This window comes from Shewanella sp. 125m-1, from assembly GCF_052977065.1.
In genome coordinates this window covers 1-13,818 of the sequence record NZ_JBRILT010000013.1, presented here as the reverse complement: position 1 = coordinate 13,818, position 13,818 = coordinate 1, and the positions used below count along the sequence as shown (strand labels likewise).

The following is a 13,818-nucleotide window of genomic DNA, read 5'->3' as shown; positions in this document are numbered from 1 at the left end:
ACGGTTTCCATGTCAAAATAGACCCCTATTATAACTGATTTTGGAACTGGCTTAAGTGTCTTCTTTACCCGCTTTAGATCTTTTTTTATCTAAATATCAACAAGCCTATGTAGAAAAGCTTGGTGAGCAGCCTCGATATTACGCCCAGCAGCAAGAGTCTGACTGCATTACGAGTGAACCTGATGCCGATGAAGCGGTTTTTTGGCAAGCTGTGATCAGAGACGAGCCTGGTCAGTTTGATAATGTTGAAACAGCACTAGAGCTTAGCTTGACCCCTGAAATTAATGCTTTTTATGGCCGTCACTTTTCTGCGCCGCTGTTTTTTGACTCAAAGTGGGGCACTGGTGAGCTTATTCAAGTTTGGAATCAAACAGACTTTGAATACTTGCAGCAAAATATCATTGGTCACTTAATGATGAAGAAGAAGCTTAAGCAAGAGCAAACTTGGTTTATTGGCGTTCTCGATGAAGCTGATAACATGCTGACGGTGAATAATGCCGACGGCAGTGTGTGGATTGAGATCCCAGGTGAAGCGCAGAGTACTATGCTTGCTAAGTCGTTGAATGAATTTATTGAGCAATTAACGCCCAGAGTGACGCCGCCAGTAAAGCTGATTGAAGAGTCTATGCCAGAGCTCGATCACCCAGGTATTTGGCAGCGTATGAAATTAATGTGGCGCAATCTACGCGGCAAGTAATCGATTTATTCATTGTATAAAGAAAAATGGCTCAATATTAATTGAGCCATTTTTTTATGGGGAAATTTATAGCAAAGCTATTTTTTTAGGAAAGCTATCGAGCTTTATAAGTGATCCCAAGAGATATTAGACACGATGCGGCAGGTCTCGCAGCGAAAATGAAACATATCTAATAATGGCTCATCGAGTAACCAGTCTTTGCTACCACACTTAGGGCAGGGGCGCTGCTTTTCAACGGCAAGGCTTTCACCGCCAACGCGGTACAAGTAATAATAAGTTGGAATTTGGGTTAGGTATTCAACTCTGCCCCGTAGATCCCAGCCACGTCTAAAGAGGTCACTTTGGTGGCTAGTTAACTCTTCAAGCGCTGCAAACTCAGCCTTGGTTGCAGCAGCCATTTGCAGCTCATCACAGGCTTGCCATTCAGTTTGCCAACGGATCAGGCGTTTATGGTCGCCATTGGCTGTCGCTGGGATTTGATATAACGGGATAGGCTGCAGGGTATCGCCGTTTCGAAGCGGTGAGCACATATGCACATAACTGGTATATAACAGCTGCCAGCTAGGAGTCTCTTGACTTGAGACCTCAGAATTAATGTCCTGGCCGATATACTTCTCTCGTGGGGCTAATAGCTTGGCTTCGGTCAGTTCACTGAGTGCTGTTTCAACCCATGGGCTGTTGAAGCGCTTAGATAAGCTACTTTTCTCTGGCGTTAGCAGCCTGACTTTAAATTCGCCATCGTTAAAGGCGACGGCAAATTCACGGCCTAAAATTTGCCCATTAGCGCGATACGCTTCAAGTAAGCCATTAATCGCTTTTTCTGCGGCTGTGATTGTAGTGTTATCAAAGCATTCAAATCGTAACTCAATCACATGCATTAGATATTGTTTCCTTCACTGGTATTTTGGTGTGTTTTAACTTCACTAAGTTGCTGCTTTAGTTCGCTATACTGCTGTTTTAGAACACTGAACTCACCTTTTAACAGGCTAAACTCTTGCTCAAGTTGAGTGATTTTATTTGCTTGCTCTGAGTGACTTAATGCGGCGTTGTCATCGCTTTCCTTTGCAGTGGATATCAGCGCCGACAAGGCTTTTTTGTCTTCAGTACTCATGGATTTAAACTGTTGCAACCCTTGGATCAATATAGGCATTGCTATGCTATTGCCGAGTTTAGTCTTTATGAGTGCCAGTGTTGCGGCTTTGCCTTCATCATCGAGCCTTTTGGCGGCAGCTAGTACTTGTTCTATTGGACTCATGGTTCGTCAAATTCCTTACTCGTTAGCATTTTCGTTAATCTATTAGCGAAGCTAAAACGATGAAATTAATAAAGTATTGTTAAAACAGTAACTTAGTGTTTGGCATGTTAATTGCTTTTTAAATAAAATTAAAACAATGTTAATACAGGAAGTTAAAGTGAAAAATAATTTATTAGGTTTAGTGTTTTTTGGGATTGCAAGCTTAGGGCTAACTGGCTGCGTGGTCAACGTTGGTGATGGCGGATCAGAGAATGGTTCATGGGAAAAGGTTCAGGATAAAAACCGCGACAATTTGTCAAAAATCTCTCTTGGTATGTCTAAGAACCAAGTAACGACGCTAATGGGAACGGCTGATTTTAATGAAGCATACATTCAGCAAGATAAAGAGGTATACGTGCTTTTTTATCGAACTCAACGCACCCATGGTGATGGCAAGACTACAAAGGATGAATGTACACCTGTGGTGATCAGTAATAATGCGGTAGTAGGCTGGGGAGAAATGGCCTACAGCAAAATTTAGATCGCAATAGGCTTATTTTCTTAAAAGGGTGTCCAGCTGGTCGATTATTTCAGTCCACTGGGCATCTTCATTAAACGATTCAACTAAAAAATGTTTCTGTGAAGCAGTCCAAAACGGCGCTTCATGTAGCCGTACGTCAGCTGCTAATCCATGTTCAGCAATGAACTTTTCAATGGCTTCTTCATGACTTTCTAAACCCATTTGTAAAAAGAGCTGGGTGAGATCTTGTGGGGTGGTATCCATAACATATTTTACCTTGCGTTAATGATTTCTCGCTTTATCTCAGTATGGACGATAAAGCGATTTATCGGCAAAACCGTCACTCATTTTTTGACATTGCGCTTTGGAATTGATTATTAATTGCACTTTTCTAAGGGCTTGCTACATTGGAGTTGTGTGATGGAGAACAAGGAAAATAACAATGGAAAATCAAACCATGGAAGAATGCCGCGCAGTTTACTTAACCGCTGAAGATTTACGCATTGCAGCCTCTATTCTATATAACGCCTATCATGATGACCCTTTCTTTTTAGAAGCTTTATTTAATGGCGATAAAGCGCAGTACGAACAAAAACTTCGAGGTGCGATTCGAGAAGAACTTAATGAGATCTGGCAGCAAGAACAGGCACTAATTGGTATGTTTGCTGGAGAAAGATTGGTAGGTGTTGCTTGTATCATGACTCAGCAAATACCGTTAGGTGAGGCGCGTTATTGGCATTGGCGTTTAAAAATGCTGTTAAGTACGGGCTGGCAATCGACTCAGGCACTTATTCATAAAGAAAATCAAATAATCGATAATTTGCCGAGTAATCAATGTGGCATTTTGCAATTTATTGCGATAGCAAATAACGAGCAAGGCAAAGGCTATGGCAGCTTACTGGTAAAAGCTGTTCAAAGTTGGTGTGATGAACAGCCGCATCTTGATGGCGTGGGTGTTTTTGCCAGCACGGCATCTCATATTGGTTTGTTTGCTGCACATGGCTTTGAAAGTCTAGAGCAGTTAGCGATTGGAAAAGTAAGCGGAGAACTACTGTTTTATCGAGGGCTGAACAATGAGTAAGCGCTTTGAGTCTTTTTGGGAGTTTTATCCTTTTTACTTGTCTCAACATCAGCATCAAACCTGTCGAGCTTTGCATTATGTAGGTAGTAGCCTAGTTATCTTAACGATGATTTATGCCTTATTGAGTGGTCAATGGTGGATGTTATGGCTGTTACCTGTAATTGGCTATGGCTTTGCTTGGATAGGCCATTTTATTTTTGAAAAAAATCGTCCCGCAACATTTGAGTATCCCTTATACAGTTTTTTAGCTGATTGGGTAATGCTATTTAGGGCGTTAACTCATAAAAATCAGTAAGAAACTCGCTTTGAGATAGGATTCTTGTAAGAGATCTCTCACGCAATTGTGGGATATCAGTAAAGTCTCATAGAGATACGAGTCTTTGTTTGTTATCAAGCTGTTGTTTTTAAAGGTTTTTCGGGTTTATTTTGTTGTTAGTGTTTGGTTGCCACTTTGTATTTTTAATAAAACTGTTAAGTAATCGCTATAGCGAGTGAGTAAACTGGAAACCAGAAAGTGATTGATTTTGCAGGATGCAAATAGGACAACCTCAGGAAGAGGATTTTAGCTTAGGATAGGCTAATGAATGGACTCAGTACGTTTAGTACAAGGATATAAAAGGACTTACAAGGAAGATGCTGGAAGCAAGTTAACCAAGGATGATGCAAGGATCGCACATATATAGCGGGAAAGCTAAAATAAAGCTGTGCTAGGGCGTACCAATTGGTACGCCCTTTCTATTTTGGGCGAGATCAGATTATTCGCTTCGATTGATGTAAGAGATCTCTTACAGGTTCGTGAGAAATTAGTCCTAAATTAAGCTGTTTAAATGTATCTAAATAGCATAAACAATTTAAATACAATGTGTTAGCTTGGTTGGTTGTTTAATGGTTTGTTAAGGTGCGTGTTAAATAAATGTTTGGTCACGTATTTATCTTACATTTTGAATTACTATTTAGATGTGCAAGGAAGCATGATTTATTAAGGAAGGTTCACGGACGAGCGAGTGTCGAGACTACGGCACTTAATGGATGACTATCATGGACGAGGCTTTCAAGGACTGATTGCTGGTAATACCAAGGAACGGCCAAACAATCCAGGATGGAAGGTTTTGCTACCTAGGAAGGTAGGAGCGCTAAGGATAGTGATGGAATGGACTCTCAAGGATGACGTTGGACACGCTCAGGGTAGAGCAAGCTTGGTAAATGGACTATCAAGAAGAATGGAAGCGTATCGTAAGATACAAGGAAGATAAGGACTCATGGATGATGCAGGAGCAAAGTTACGCATGGATGGTGCAGGGAGCACTCATATAGCAGGATGAGCTTACACAATGATAGAAAAGGCGCGTCTCCTCTGGGGCCGCGCCTTTACTTCTTTTATAGGGCTCTGTTTATTTACATCAGCTTTAACGTTAAAGCTAACCTAACGTGCAGGGTTATTTACACCCACCAGAGCTGCAGTTGCCACGAGAGCGCCCGCCACCACAACCACCACCTAAAGAACCTTTCGACTCTGGCGCTTCATGCCATTCAGGTTCAGGGAAAATTGGCCATTGGATTTTTTGTATTTTTTTGCCGTGCATCCATAAGTTGCCACGGTATTGATTAATCCCATCAGTGCTAAACTCAAACAAATACTTTACTTTCCATGTGAGACCACTGCTGCCCCCTAGACTCGGTTTGGCTGACTCTTGGGCAATAGCAAGTAATTGTACTTTCTGTTTTTGGCATTCTTTATTTACGAAAATACGACTAATCTCAGCCATTTGCCTGAGTTGCCAAAAAAAAGCTGCAATAAGAATTACTGCTGCAATGATTAAAAAGTCTGTCATCATCCTTTCGTTACCTTAAACAAGCCGCCAATCGCGGCTGCAAGCTCTGCGCTACGATTAGGATTTCGCAATTGAGCCAGTAGCTGAGTGCGAATTAATGGAATAGCCACAATATCAGCAAAAATCTGGTTAAAGAAGTGCTGTTCTTGCTTTGCTAAAGCTTCTAAGTAGATAGTGAGAGTTTGCTCATCTTTTAATGCTGACCAATTACGAGCGGCTATGGTGATGAGCATGTCTAAAGATAAGTTGTTCGTTTCATGTAAGTGAACGATGGCTTGTTGACTTAACTGCGGCTGAGAAGCCAATGCCCTAAGGAAATAAGCTTTTTCAGTTTGGTCTGCACTGTACAGCTTTTCGAGTAGTTTTTGAGCTAGCTCATTATCGATATTCAAGTGCTCTAAACATTGACATGCGGCAATTTGAACCTCTGTTGCCCAGTTATCAAAGCCGTTTGTTAGATGTGTTTGATGGTCAAGCTCATCGGCTCTAACACTGACATCAGCAATACCCTGTAAGCCAATGTTCTGCCATTCTTCTGTCGGGTGTTGCCCCGATAGATACTGGTATGCAAACTCATACTGGGGTGACGCTTTTTGTCCTAGCTGTTTTCTAACTAATGCGTTAAATACAGCCAGCTTTTCTTGGGTTGGCTTAAAATTGAATGGATGATTTGCTAGCTGCTCTTGCTCTTGTTCGGTTAACGTTTTGGTTGGATCTCTGCCTAACGCTTCGACAATCATCTTAATAAACTGTGTGCGTGGTGCAGGAGACAATAGCCCGCGTTCATCTAACGGCAGTTTAATAAACCAAATATAGTGTTGCTGACTCGCATCCCAGAATACGATGGCAAATTGAGCGTGACCTTGAATGGGTGATGGGTAAGGTGAATTAAGCTCTTCAATCTGATGAAATGCCATCATATCGATATGTTGTACTCGACGGCCCATGTCATAAACTTGGAATTGAGTGTTAGCAGTTTTTAAAAATTGGCTGAGGGTCGTTATTTCTGTCATATCGTTTTCAAGTGTAGGTTAATTGGCACATATTATAGGGATAAGTCAGGCTAGATGGTATCATCGCGCGTTAAATTTCCTGAGTTGTATTTACCTAAACGGCATGTAGTTGCTATCGATAAGTGACAGCGTTTAGAGTGTGAAATGACCATTTATTGAGTGATTACCAAGTAACGGCATCGAATATGGACTGAATAATGGCGATTAAATACAGCTCATATCAACTAAAGAGGCTACCTTGATAGAAGTTGAAACAAGCGAGAAACTGGATGCTTTAGAGGCTGAGTTAGCTAAACAAGATTTATTAAGCTTACACGCCCCATCATTAGAGGCATTAGCCAGTACCACACCTTTTGCGTGCGATGTGATGCCCTTTGAGCACTGGTTGCAGTTTATTTTTTTACCCAAAATGCGTTATATGCTCGATAATAATATACCGTTACCAAAAGCGATGGCCATCGCGCCAATGGCACAACATGTCTGGGCTAGTGAGCCTAAGTTACAAAATCTAATTAGTATTTTAACTGATTTAGATGCGCTATTGAGTCAAACACAATAGTGCTGTTAAGAGAGATTTAAAATGAGTGAAGAGACAAGAGAAGTAGCAGATAACGAACAACTTGATATTGAGGTTGAGCAAGAAGTCGCCCCTCATATTGAAGTGTTATATGAAGATGATGATGTGGTGGCTATTCATAAGCCTGCCGGTCTTTTGGTTCACCGTAGTTATCTTGCTCGGCGTGAGCGTTTTTTTGCCATGCAGCTCACGCGCGATAAAGTTGGCTGTCATGTATTTCCGGTACACAGGCTAGATAGGCCAACTTCGGGAATATTGTTGTTTGCCAAAAGTAGTGAAATGGCCAACGCACTATGTGGGCAATTTGCCGAACATAGCGTCGATAAAGAGTACCTGGCCATTGTTCGTGGCAATATGCATGAGGCTGGCACTCTTGATTATGCATTAAAAGAGGAGCTTGATGATCTAGGTGATAAAGATGTCGATCCTAACAAGCCTGCGCAAGATGCTGTGACAAGTTATCAGCCGTTGCTAAATAGTGAGATCCCGTATTCATCCGGCCGTTATGCCACGAGCCGTTTCGCGTTAGTTCAGCTTTCTCCACACACCGGGCGTAAGCACCAGCTAAGACGTCATATGGCGCACTTACGTCACCCGATCCTTGGTGACACAACCCATGGTGATGGAAAACAAAATAAGTTTTTCCGCTCTCACTTTGGAATTAACCGGTTATGGCTTATCGCAAAGAAACTGAGCTTTAATCACCCTAGAACAGGGGAGAGGATCCAAATTGAGACAGAGCTAGAAGCTGAATGGTTACAATTATTTGAAGGTTTAGGCTGGCACGATGATATTTTATCTGATGACAAGCAGCCACTCATCATCGCTTAATTGATACCAGAGCCTGTTAACGATTAACTAAGCTCTCGATACGCACAGTCTCATGAAGTTGAACTTTTAGTTAACTTGTTGATTATTTCTTCGCTTTGATTGTTATCGCTAAGACGACTAAGGGGCGTCATATTGGACTTTAGATATTGTACCGAATGGAAGTAACACATTCTTCGGATATGGGCACTGCGTTGAAGGTGTTTTCGGTGCCTTTGTCTACAAGAATGCTTCATTACGGCCTGTCCTTCTTGAGGTAACTTTTATTATTGCAGCAAAGCTTGCAGCAATATTCATTGATACAGTATGTTAAGGATATAACTAAATAGCTTTTAGGCGAAGTAAAACATGAAAAAAGTGAATCTAGTTTTTGGAACAGTTTATGGTGGCGCGCAGTTTGTGGCACAGACACTACAGCAAGCGTTAATCGAGCTTGGGCGTGATGCTGTGCTGCATCAACCCGAGCAGTTATCAGGTTTTGTACCACCAGAAGATGAACTGCTATTGATAGTATGTTCAACAACTGGACAAGGTGACTTACCTGATGATATCCAGCCCTGGTTCTATGAGATGCAGTCAAAAGCCCCTTACTTGCCACAACTTAAATTTGGCTTAATTGCACTTGGCGACTCCAGTTACGAAACATACTGCGGCGCAGGTGAGCAGTTATTGGCTCTCTTTGAAGACTTAGGTGCTAAGCGTCTTGGTCATTTTCTGAAAATTGATGCTGGTGAAACTATGGAGCCTGAAGTGGAAGCGTTAGCTTGGCTGCCTGGTTGGAATAAACTCATCGATACCGAGTTAGCTGCATAGCAACAGAGTCAGTTGTACTGATCCAAAGCGCGTTTACTTAACGCGCTTTTTTGTGCTTATAAATCAAACTTTAGCCTAGCCTTATGGCTGGTTAGTGTGCTTAGTCTCATGGCTGGCACGGTTAATTTATTGAGGCATGGTTAAAGATGTGAACATTCAGCGAAATTCAAGGATCTGCAGCCAAGGCTGATGATTGAAGCTAATCGTTATTCTCGGCTCTGCATACTGCTTCGTCCTACCTCCTAAATCCCTTTCGTCGTATATCGAGAGCATCTTACGCAGTATGCAGAGCTTTACCATTTGCTTTAAACATCAAACATCAAACATCAAACATCAAACATCAAACATCAAACATCAGGCGCACAGCGTGAGCCATTCTGCCATGCCACTTCTGTGTTGCACTGACTGAAAAGGGAAAAACCATTTCTTCATCAACACGCCTTGAATTGAAAAGCCTGAGAGGCTCTGAACTGACCACATATTGAGTACGATGGGTATAAATAACTGTCGGTGATTGAAAGTTTTTTTTGAGCAAGGTAGCTTGATAGGTTCGGGTAAGGTTAACGGGTTACAGAGGGCGTATGGAAAGGAAAATATTAATCATTGATTGTGCAGACGCGCCAGGACTTATCACTAAGATCACCGGGGTTTGTTTTGAGCACGGGCTAAATATTATTAAAAATAGTGAATTTGTTGATAATGCTCAAGGGCGCTTTTTTATGCGTACCGAGCTCGAAGGGCTAACTTTTTCTCCCTCGTTACAGCGAGAATTACAGGCGGTACTGCCAGAGAAAAACCATACCCGATTAGTTGATGCAGGTAAAAAGCGCATTGTGATTATGGTGACCAAAGAAGCTCATTGTTTAGGTGATATCTTAATTAAATCCTACTCAGGCGCCTTAGATGTCGAAATCGCGGCGGTGATTGGTAATCATCAGGTGCTGCAGCCGTTGGTTGAAAAGTTTGATATCCCTTTTCATTACATCAGCCACCAAGATGTAAGTCGTAGCGAACATGAAGCTATGATGCTTAACGTTATCGCTAATTACAGCCCTGATTATATTGTATTAGCAAAGTTTATGCGGGTGTTAGCTCCTGAATTTGTCAGCCAATATCCGAGCAAGATTATTAATATCCATCACTCATTTCTACCTGCATTTGTCGGGGCCGCCCCATACAAACAAGCATGGGAGCGAGGTGTCAAAATCATCGGGGCGACAGCGCACTTTGTGACGGATTCGCTCGATGAGGGACCCATTATCAAACAAGATGTGATCCCGGTTGATCATAGTTTTAGTGCTGAGGATTTGGCTCGCTGTGGCCGTGATGTTGAAAAAAGCGTTTTGAGCAAAGCATTGCATTTAGTGGTTAATGAAGAGGTGATTGTTTACGGTAATAAAACGGTGGTGTTTTAGCTTTTATAAAGCTGAGCGGCCTTGAGATCACCAAAGAATGCTAACCAAAGTATGATAACAACAGAAGAAAAAAATCCCGCAAAATGCGGGATTTTAAAGCGTGGAGTAATGAGCCCTAGGCTCAATTAATCGACGATGCGCAGTAGTTCGTTAATGCCGACTTTTCCGCGAGTCTTCTCATCGACTTTTTTAACGATGATGGCAGCGTATAAACTATAGGTACCACACTTAGAGGGTAGGTTGCCTGCAACAACTACCGAGCCTGCTGGAACGCGGCCGTAATGTACTTCACCGGTTTCACGGTCAAAAATACGTGTGCTTTGGCCGATATAAACGCCCATAGAGATCACACTACCTTCTTCAACCACAACACCTTCAACAATTTCAGAGCGTGCGCCGATAAAGCAGTTATCTTCAATGATGGTCGGGCCGGCTTGTAATGGCTCTAAAACGCCACCAATTCCGACACCGCCAGACAAGTGAACGTTCTTACCAATTTGAGCACAAGAACCGACAGTTGCCCATGTATCAACCATAGAACCTTCATCAACATAAGCGCCAAGGTTGACGTAAGATGGCATTAGTACTGTGTTCTTACCAATAAATGAACCTTTGCGGACTGCTGCTGGTGGTACTACGCGGATCGCTTCTTTGCGGAAACGGGCTTCGTCGTAATCAGCAAACTTCATTGGTACTTTGTCGAAGTATTTGGTTTCTGCGCCATCGATAACTTGGTTGTCGAAAATGCGGAATGAAAGTAATACCGCTTTTTTCAACCACTGGTGAACGTGCCATTCGCCATTAATTTTTTCAGCAACTCTGGCTTCGCCAGTGTCTAGCATGGCAATCACTTTTTCGACATCAGCGCGAACACTTGCATCAACTGTTGCCGGAGTGATCTCTGCGCGTGCTTCAAAAGCCGCTTCAATTCGTTGGCGTAAAGCCTCCATTTACTTCTCCCAATATTTTCGTTTAATGATAAATCTATAAAGCACTCATGAGTGCTTCACGTAATGTGTGTTGTTGAGTGTCATTTAGTTGCTGGCCATCGGCGCTCTGCAACAAAAAGAAATCTTCAGCTCTTTCACCAATGGTGGTGATTTTCGCTGCGAGTAAGGTAATTTCACAGCGGTACAATACTTCACCGACTCTGGCGAGTAACCCTGGGGAGTCGAGAGCGATAAGCTCCATCATACTTTTACCATGGCTACGGGTCTCAGGGAAACTGACTTGGGTTGCAACTTTAAAAGGTTTCATCTTTCTTGAAAGATTTCTAAACTTTGGCAACTTAGGCGTTTCATTACTTAAGGCTTTTATTAATGTCTTCTTGATCCCCTGGATCCGTGAGAGCTGTGATACGGGCTGGCCATCTTGTTCCAAAATAACAAAAGAGTCCAGCGCGTAGTTGTCCTTAGAGGTCATGATGCTTGCATCGTGAACGGTAATATTTTTATTATCTAAAATAGCCATCACGGCGGCAAATAACTTTGGTTTATCCTTGCCATATACAAACAACTCAGTTCCCCCGCGAGTAGCGTGCTTGGAGATCAAGACTAAGGCTTCATCATGTTTGTGTTTGATAATTGCCTCAGCATGCCAAGCAATTTGGTTAGGTTGATTTCGTAAAAAGTAATCGGCCTTAAAGCGCTGCCAAAGAGCGTCTAATTCTTTTTCCTTAATACCACGGCGCAGTAATTCTTTTTTCGCTTTAGCTTGATGTTCACGCACGCGGGCGCGAATGTCGACCGGCTTTTCCTTACCTCTGGCGAGCACTCTTTGGGTTGAAAAGTATAAGTCACGCAGCAGTGAGCCTTTCCAGTTATTCCAGGTTCTTTCATTGGTGGCACAGATATCGGCAACGGTTAAGCAATAGAGATAACTTAAATGCACGGCGTCGCGAACGCGCTCTGCAAAATCAGCGACAACATCGGGGTCGGAGATATCCCGGCGCTGGGCGGTAACAGACATCACCAGGTGGTTTTCAACCAACCAGCTGACTAAGCGACCATCATGATCATTCATGCCATGTAATTTACAAAAATCAAGCGCATCGGTCGCGCCGAGCTTGCTATGATCGCCGCCGCGCCCTTTGGCGATATCGTGGAAGATTGCTGCGAGTACCAGTAAGCCTTTTTTAGGGAGTTGGTTTATGAGGACAGAGCCTAGTGGGAACTCCTCTTTTTGCTCTGGCTGAGAGAATCGCTCAATATTGAGTAGTAGCCTGTGGGTGTGCTCATCAACGGTATAAGCATGAAACAGATCAAACTGCATCTGGCCTTCAATGGCGCGCCATGCGGGAAGATATGCCGACAGTACACCGTGCTTGTGCATCAGCGACAGTGCCACAATTCCTCGAGGGTGACGCAAAATCTGCATAAACAGTTTACGGCATGACTCGTGGTACATAAGCGGTTGTAGCTGAGCACGTCTAGCGCGGCGTAAACTGCGTAACGTGACGGCGTAGATAGCTTGAATATTGGAGTTTTTAGCGACCAACAAAAACAGCTGTAAGATATTTTCTGGCGTATCAAATAAGTCGCTATGTAAACTTTCAATAAAGATACCGCGGCGTTGGAAGTTGTCATCTATCGGGACGACTTCTAATGCTTTTATGTGGCCTAATGTTGCCCGTTTGAAGAGTTGAAGCAGCATTTGGTTTAGCTCCATGACTCGTCTAACCGTGCGGTAGTAGCGCTTCATCATCTGCTCAACAGCAAGCTGGGTGCCATCTTCATAACCCATTAACTTAGCGACCTGCGGCTGCAAGTCAAACAACAGCCTGTTTTCATCACGGCCGGAAATTAAGTGTAATGAACAGCGCAGTTGCCACAAAAAGTCTTGGGCTTCTAATAGCTCGTCAAGCTCTGTTGGCTCAAGAAAGCCGTGGTACACCAACTCTTCAAATTTCTCAGCGTTGAAGTGGCGCATGGCGACCCAGGCGACAGTCTGAATGTCGCGTAACCCACCGGGGCAGCTTTTTAAATTAGGCTCTAAATCAAATGCGCTGGCGCGAGTATGACGGGCTATTTGTTCGTCCCGCTTGGCGACATAAAACTCACTGCTGGGCCAAAAATTATCTTGGCGAATATTGCGGTAAAGTAGAGTAAACAAAGCCTGGGGGCCACAAAGTAGGCGCGATTCAAGTAAATTGGTTGCCACAGTGACATCTATGCGGCCTTGCTCAAGGGTTTGTTCAATGCTGCGTACACTATGACCGACTTCTAAGCCTGCATCCCAAATAAACGCGATGAAGGCTCCTAGGGCTTGTTCTGCATCTTGAGATAGCTCGCCTTCGGTCAGGAATAATAGGTCGACGTCTGAATGTGGGTGTAGTTCACCGCGGCCATAACCACCTACAGCGATTAATGCGATAGGAAACTGTTCGAGATGATGGGCGTGCCACTGCTTTTGCAACAGTTTATCAACGTGTTGGCAGCGAGTACTCACTATCGAGCGAATATCAGAAGTTGCATTAAAGGTTTCTAATAATTCTTGGTTCTGGTCGATTAACGCATTTTTTGCAGCTTGAGCACTATTCATCAAATCTCTTTTTCGAGAACGGATCCGTTGTGAACGATTATCTCTGCAAAAAAAGCTAATTTAAAGGGCTTTATTATGATTAATCATCAGTTAGCTAGGATTACGGCATCTTGCTTTATTTTGGTGCAGGTATTTGGCTGTAGACTCAGCGTTTGAAGCGGGTTTTAGATAGAAAAAAAGCGTGCTGAGCACTAATGCCGTTCACTTAAGGTGAACGGCATTTTTATTTTTGGCATACCGTTGAGGCCTTGGTTTTACTGTTCTGGGG

Annotated in this window: 15 protein-coding genes; 8 read left to right on the top strand and 7 right to left on the bottom strand. The window is 43.0% G+C overall.

The window, feature by feature from the left end; translation table 11 throughout:
* Positions 1-55: 55 nt before the first annotated feature.
* Positions 56-697, top strand: a complete 642-nt coding sequence (syd, locus tag ACVBIK_RS08140; protein ID WP_447160611.1) for a SecY-interacting protein — start codon at positions 56-58, stop codon at positions 695-697.
* Between the two features lie 104 nt (positions 698-801).
* On the opposite strand, the gene ACVBIK_RS08135 is transcribed toward syd, so the two are convergent.
* Together ACVBIK_RS08135 and ACVBIK_RS08130 are read right to left on the bottom strand one after the other, a co-directional pair.
* Entirely contained in the window at positions 802-1,575 is a 774-nt protein-coding gene (locus ACVBIK_RS08135) for a Zn-ribbon-containing protein (RefSeq protein WP_447160610.1), read from the bottom strand.
* Positions 1,575-1,952, bottom strand: a complete 378-nt coding sequence (locus ACVBIK_RS08130) for a hypothetical protein (protein WP_447169443.1) — start codon at positions 1,950-1,952, stop codon at positions 1,575-1,577. Before ACVBIK_RS08130 ends, ACVBIK_RS08135 begins: the two co-directional genes overlap by 1 nt.
* Positions 1,953-2,088: 136 nt before the next feature.
* Here ACVBIK_RS08130 and ACVBIK_RS08125 point away from each other — a divergent pair, with 136 nt between their 5' ends.
* Positions 2,089-2,472 carry a DUF3192 domain-containing protein gene (locus tag ACVBIK_RS08125; protein WP_447160608.1) on the top strand — a complete coding sequence of 128 codons (384 nt, stop codon included), beginning with the start codon at positions 2,089-2,091 and terminating at the stop codon, positions 2,470-2,472.
* A gap of 12 nt (positions 2,473-2,484) precedes the next feature.
* Here the strand turns inward: ACVBIK_RS08125 and ACVBIK_RS08120 are convergent, their stop codons facing one another.
* Entirely contained in the window at positions 2,485-2,715 is a 231-nt protein-coding gene (locus ACVBIK_RS08120) for a DUF2789 domain-containing protein (protein ID WP_447160607.1), read from the bottom strand.
* Between the two features lie 178 nt (positions 2,716-2,893).
* On the opposite strand from ACVBIK_RS08120, the gene ACVBIK_RS08115 reads away from it, so the two are divergent.
* Together ACVBIK_RS08115 and ACVBIK_RS08110 are read left to right on the top strand one after the other, a co-directional pair.
* Positions 2,894-3,532 carry a GNAT family N-acetyltransferase gene (locus tag ACVBIK_RS08115; RefSeq protein ID WP_447160606.1) on the top strand — a complete coding sequence of 213 codons (639 nt, stop codon included), beginning with the start codon at positions 2,894-2,896 and terminating at the stop codon, positions 3,530-3,532.
* Complete coding sequence (locus ACVBIK_RS08110) at positions 3,525-3,827, top strand: Mpo1-like protein (protein ID WP_447160605.1); 303 nt, start codon at positions 3,525-3,527, stop codon at positions 3,825-3,827. Before ACVBIK_RS08115 ends, ACVBIK_RS08110 begins: the two co-directional genes overlap by 8 nt.
* Positions 3,828-4,968: 1,141 nt before the next feature.
* Here the strand turns inward: ACVBIK_RS08110 and ACVBIK_RS08105 are convergent.
* Both ACVBIK_RS08105 and ACVBIK_RS08100 read right to left on the bottom strand, forming a co-directional pair.
* Positions 4,969-5,367, bottom strand: a complete 399-nt coding sequence (locus ACVBIK_RS08105) for a DUF3301 domain-containing protein (RefSeq protein WP_447163616.1) — start codon at positions 5,365-5,367, stop codon at positions 4,969-4,971.
* Positions 5,364-6,377, bottom strand: coding sequence for a DUF3549 family protein (locus ACVBIK_RS08100; protein ID WP_447160603.1), 1,014 nt, complete (start codon positions 6,375-6,377; stop codon positions 5,364-5,366). The genes ACVBIK_RS08105 and ACVBIK_RS08100 overlap by 4 nt, the downstream gene beginning before the upstream one ends.
* 238 nt (positions 6,378-6,615) lie before the next feature.
* Between ACVBIK_RS08100 and ACVBIK_RS08095 the strand changes: the two genes are divergently transcribed.
* The 4 genes from ACVBIK_RS08095 to purU all read left to right on the top strand — a co-directional run bounded on the left by ACVBIK_RS08095 (position 6,616) and on the right by purU (position 10,010).
* Positions 6,616-6,936 (top strand): YqcC family protein, encoded by a 321-nt coding sequence (locus ACVBIK_RS08095; protein ID WP_447169442.1) that lies wholly within the window; start codon positions 6,616-6,618, stop codon positions 6,934-6,936.
* A gap of 21 nt (positions 6,937-6,957) precedes the next feature.
* Positions 6,958-7,785 (top strand): tRNA pseudouridine(65) synthase TruC, encoded by an 828-nt coding sequence (gene truC / locus ACVBIK_RS08090; protein ID WP_447160601.1) that lies wholly within the window; start codon positions 6,958-6,960, stop codon positions 7,783-7,785.
* A gap of 345 nt (positions 7,786-8,130) precedes the next feature.
* Entirely contained in the window at positions 8,131-8,595 is a 465-nt protein-coding gene (locus ACVBIK_RS08085; protein WP_447160600.1) for a flavodoxin, read from the top strand.
* 581 nt (positions 8,596-9,176) lie between these two features.
* On the top strand, positions 9,177-10,010 hold the full coding sequence (gene purU / locus ACVBIK_RS08080) for a formyltetrahydrofolate deformylase (protein WP_447160599.1): 834 nt from the start codon (positions 9,177-9,179) through the stop codon (positions 10,008-10,010).
* 125 nt (positions 10,011-10,135) lie between these two features.
* Here purU and dapD read toward each other — a convergent pair whose 3' ends face one another.
* Positions 10,136-10,960, bottom strand: a complete 825-nt coding sequence (dapD, locus tag ACVBIK_RS08075) for a 2,3,4,5-tetrahydropyridine-2,6-dicarboxylate N-succinyltransferase (RefSeq protein ID WP_447160598.1) — start codon at positions 10,958-10,960, stop codon at positions 10,136-10,138.
* Positions 10,961-10,994: 34 nt separating this feature from the next.
* Positions 10,995-13,550: a bifunctional uridylyltransferase/uridylyl-removing protein GlnD gene (gene glnD / locus ACVBIK_RS08070; RefSeq protein ID WP_447160597.1), complete on the bottom strand. Its 2,556-nt coding sequence runs from the start codon at positions 13,548-13,550 to the stop codon at positions 10,995-10,997.
* Positions 13,551-13,818 lie beyond the last annotated feature (268 nt).

Excerpts from the sequence above, each read along its gene's own strand:
- ACVBIK_RS08105 (WP_447163616.1), bottom strand. The coding sequence starts at position 5,367 with ATGATGACAGACTTTTTAATCATTGCAGCAGTAATTCTTATTGCAGCT.
- ACVBIK_RS08125 (WP_447160608.1), top strand. The coding sequence starts at position 2,089 with ATGTTAATACAGGAAGTTAAAGTGAAAAATAATTTATTAGGTTTAGTG.
- ACVBIK_RS08085 (WP_447160600.1), top strand. The coding sequence starts at position 8,131 with ATGAAAAAAGTGAATCTAGTTTTTGGAACAGTTTATGGTGGCGCGCAG.
- dapD (WP_447160598.1), bottom strand. The coding sequence starts at position 10,960 with ATGGAGGCTTTACGCCAACGAATTGAAGCGGCTTTTGAAGCACGCGCA.
- ACVBIK_RS08115 (WP_447160606.1), top strand. The coding sequence starts at position 2,894 with ATGGAAAATCAAACCATGGAAGAATGCCGCGCAGTTTACTTAACCGCT.
- glnD (WP_447160597.1), bottom strand. The coding sequence starts at position 13,550 with ATGAATAGTGCTCAAGCTGCAAAAAATGCGTTAATCGACCAGAACCAA.
- ACVBIK_RS08135 (WP_447160610.1), bottom strand. The coding sequence starts at position 1,575 with ATGCATGTGATTGAGTTACGATTTGAATGCTTTGATAACACTACAATC.
- ACVBIK_RS08130 (WP_447169443.1), bottom strand. The coding sequence starts at position 1,952 with ATGAGTCCAATAGAACAAGTACTAGCTGCCGCCAAAAGGCTCGATGAT.
- ACVBIK_RS08100 (WP_447160603.1), bottom strand. The coding sequence starts at position 6,377 with ATGACAGAAATAACGACCCTCAGCCAATTTTTAAAAACTGCTAACACT.
- purU (WP_447160599.1), top strand. The coding sequence starts at position 9,177 with ATGGAAAGGAAAATATTAATCATTGATTGTGCAGACGCGCCAGGACTT.
- ACVBIK_RS08110 (WP_447160605.1), top strand. The coding sequence starts at position 3,525 with ATGAGTAAGCGCTTTGAGTCTTTTTGGGAGTTTTATCCTTTTTACTTG.
- truC (WP_447160601.1), top strand. The coding sequence starts at position 6,958 with ATGAGTGAAGAGACAAGAGAAGTAGCAGATAACGAACAACTTGATATT.
- ACVBIK_RS08120 (WP_447160607.1), bottom strand. The coding sequence starts at position 2,715 with ATGGATACCACCCCACAAGATCTCACCCAGCTCTTTTTACAAATGGGT.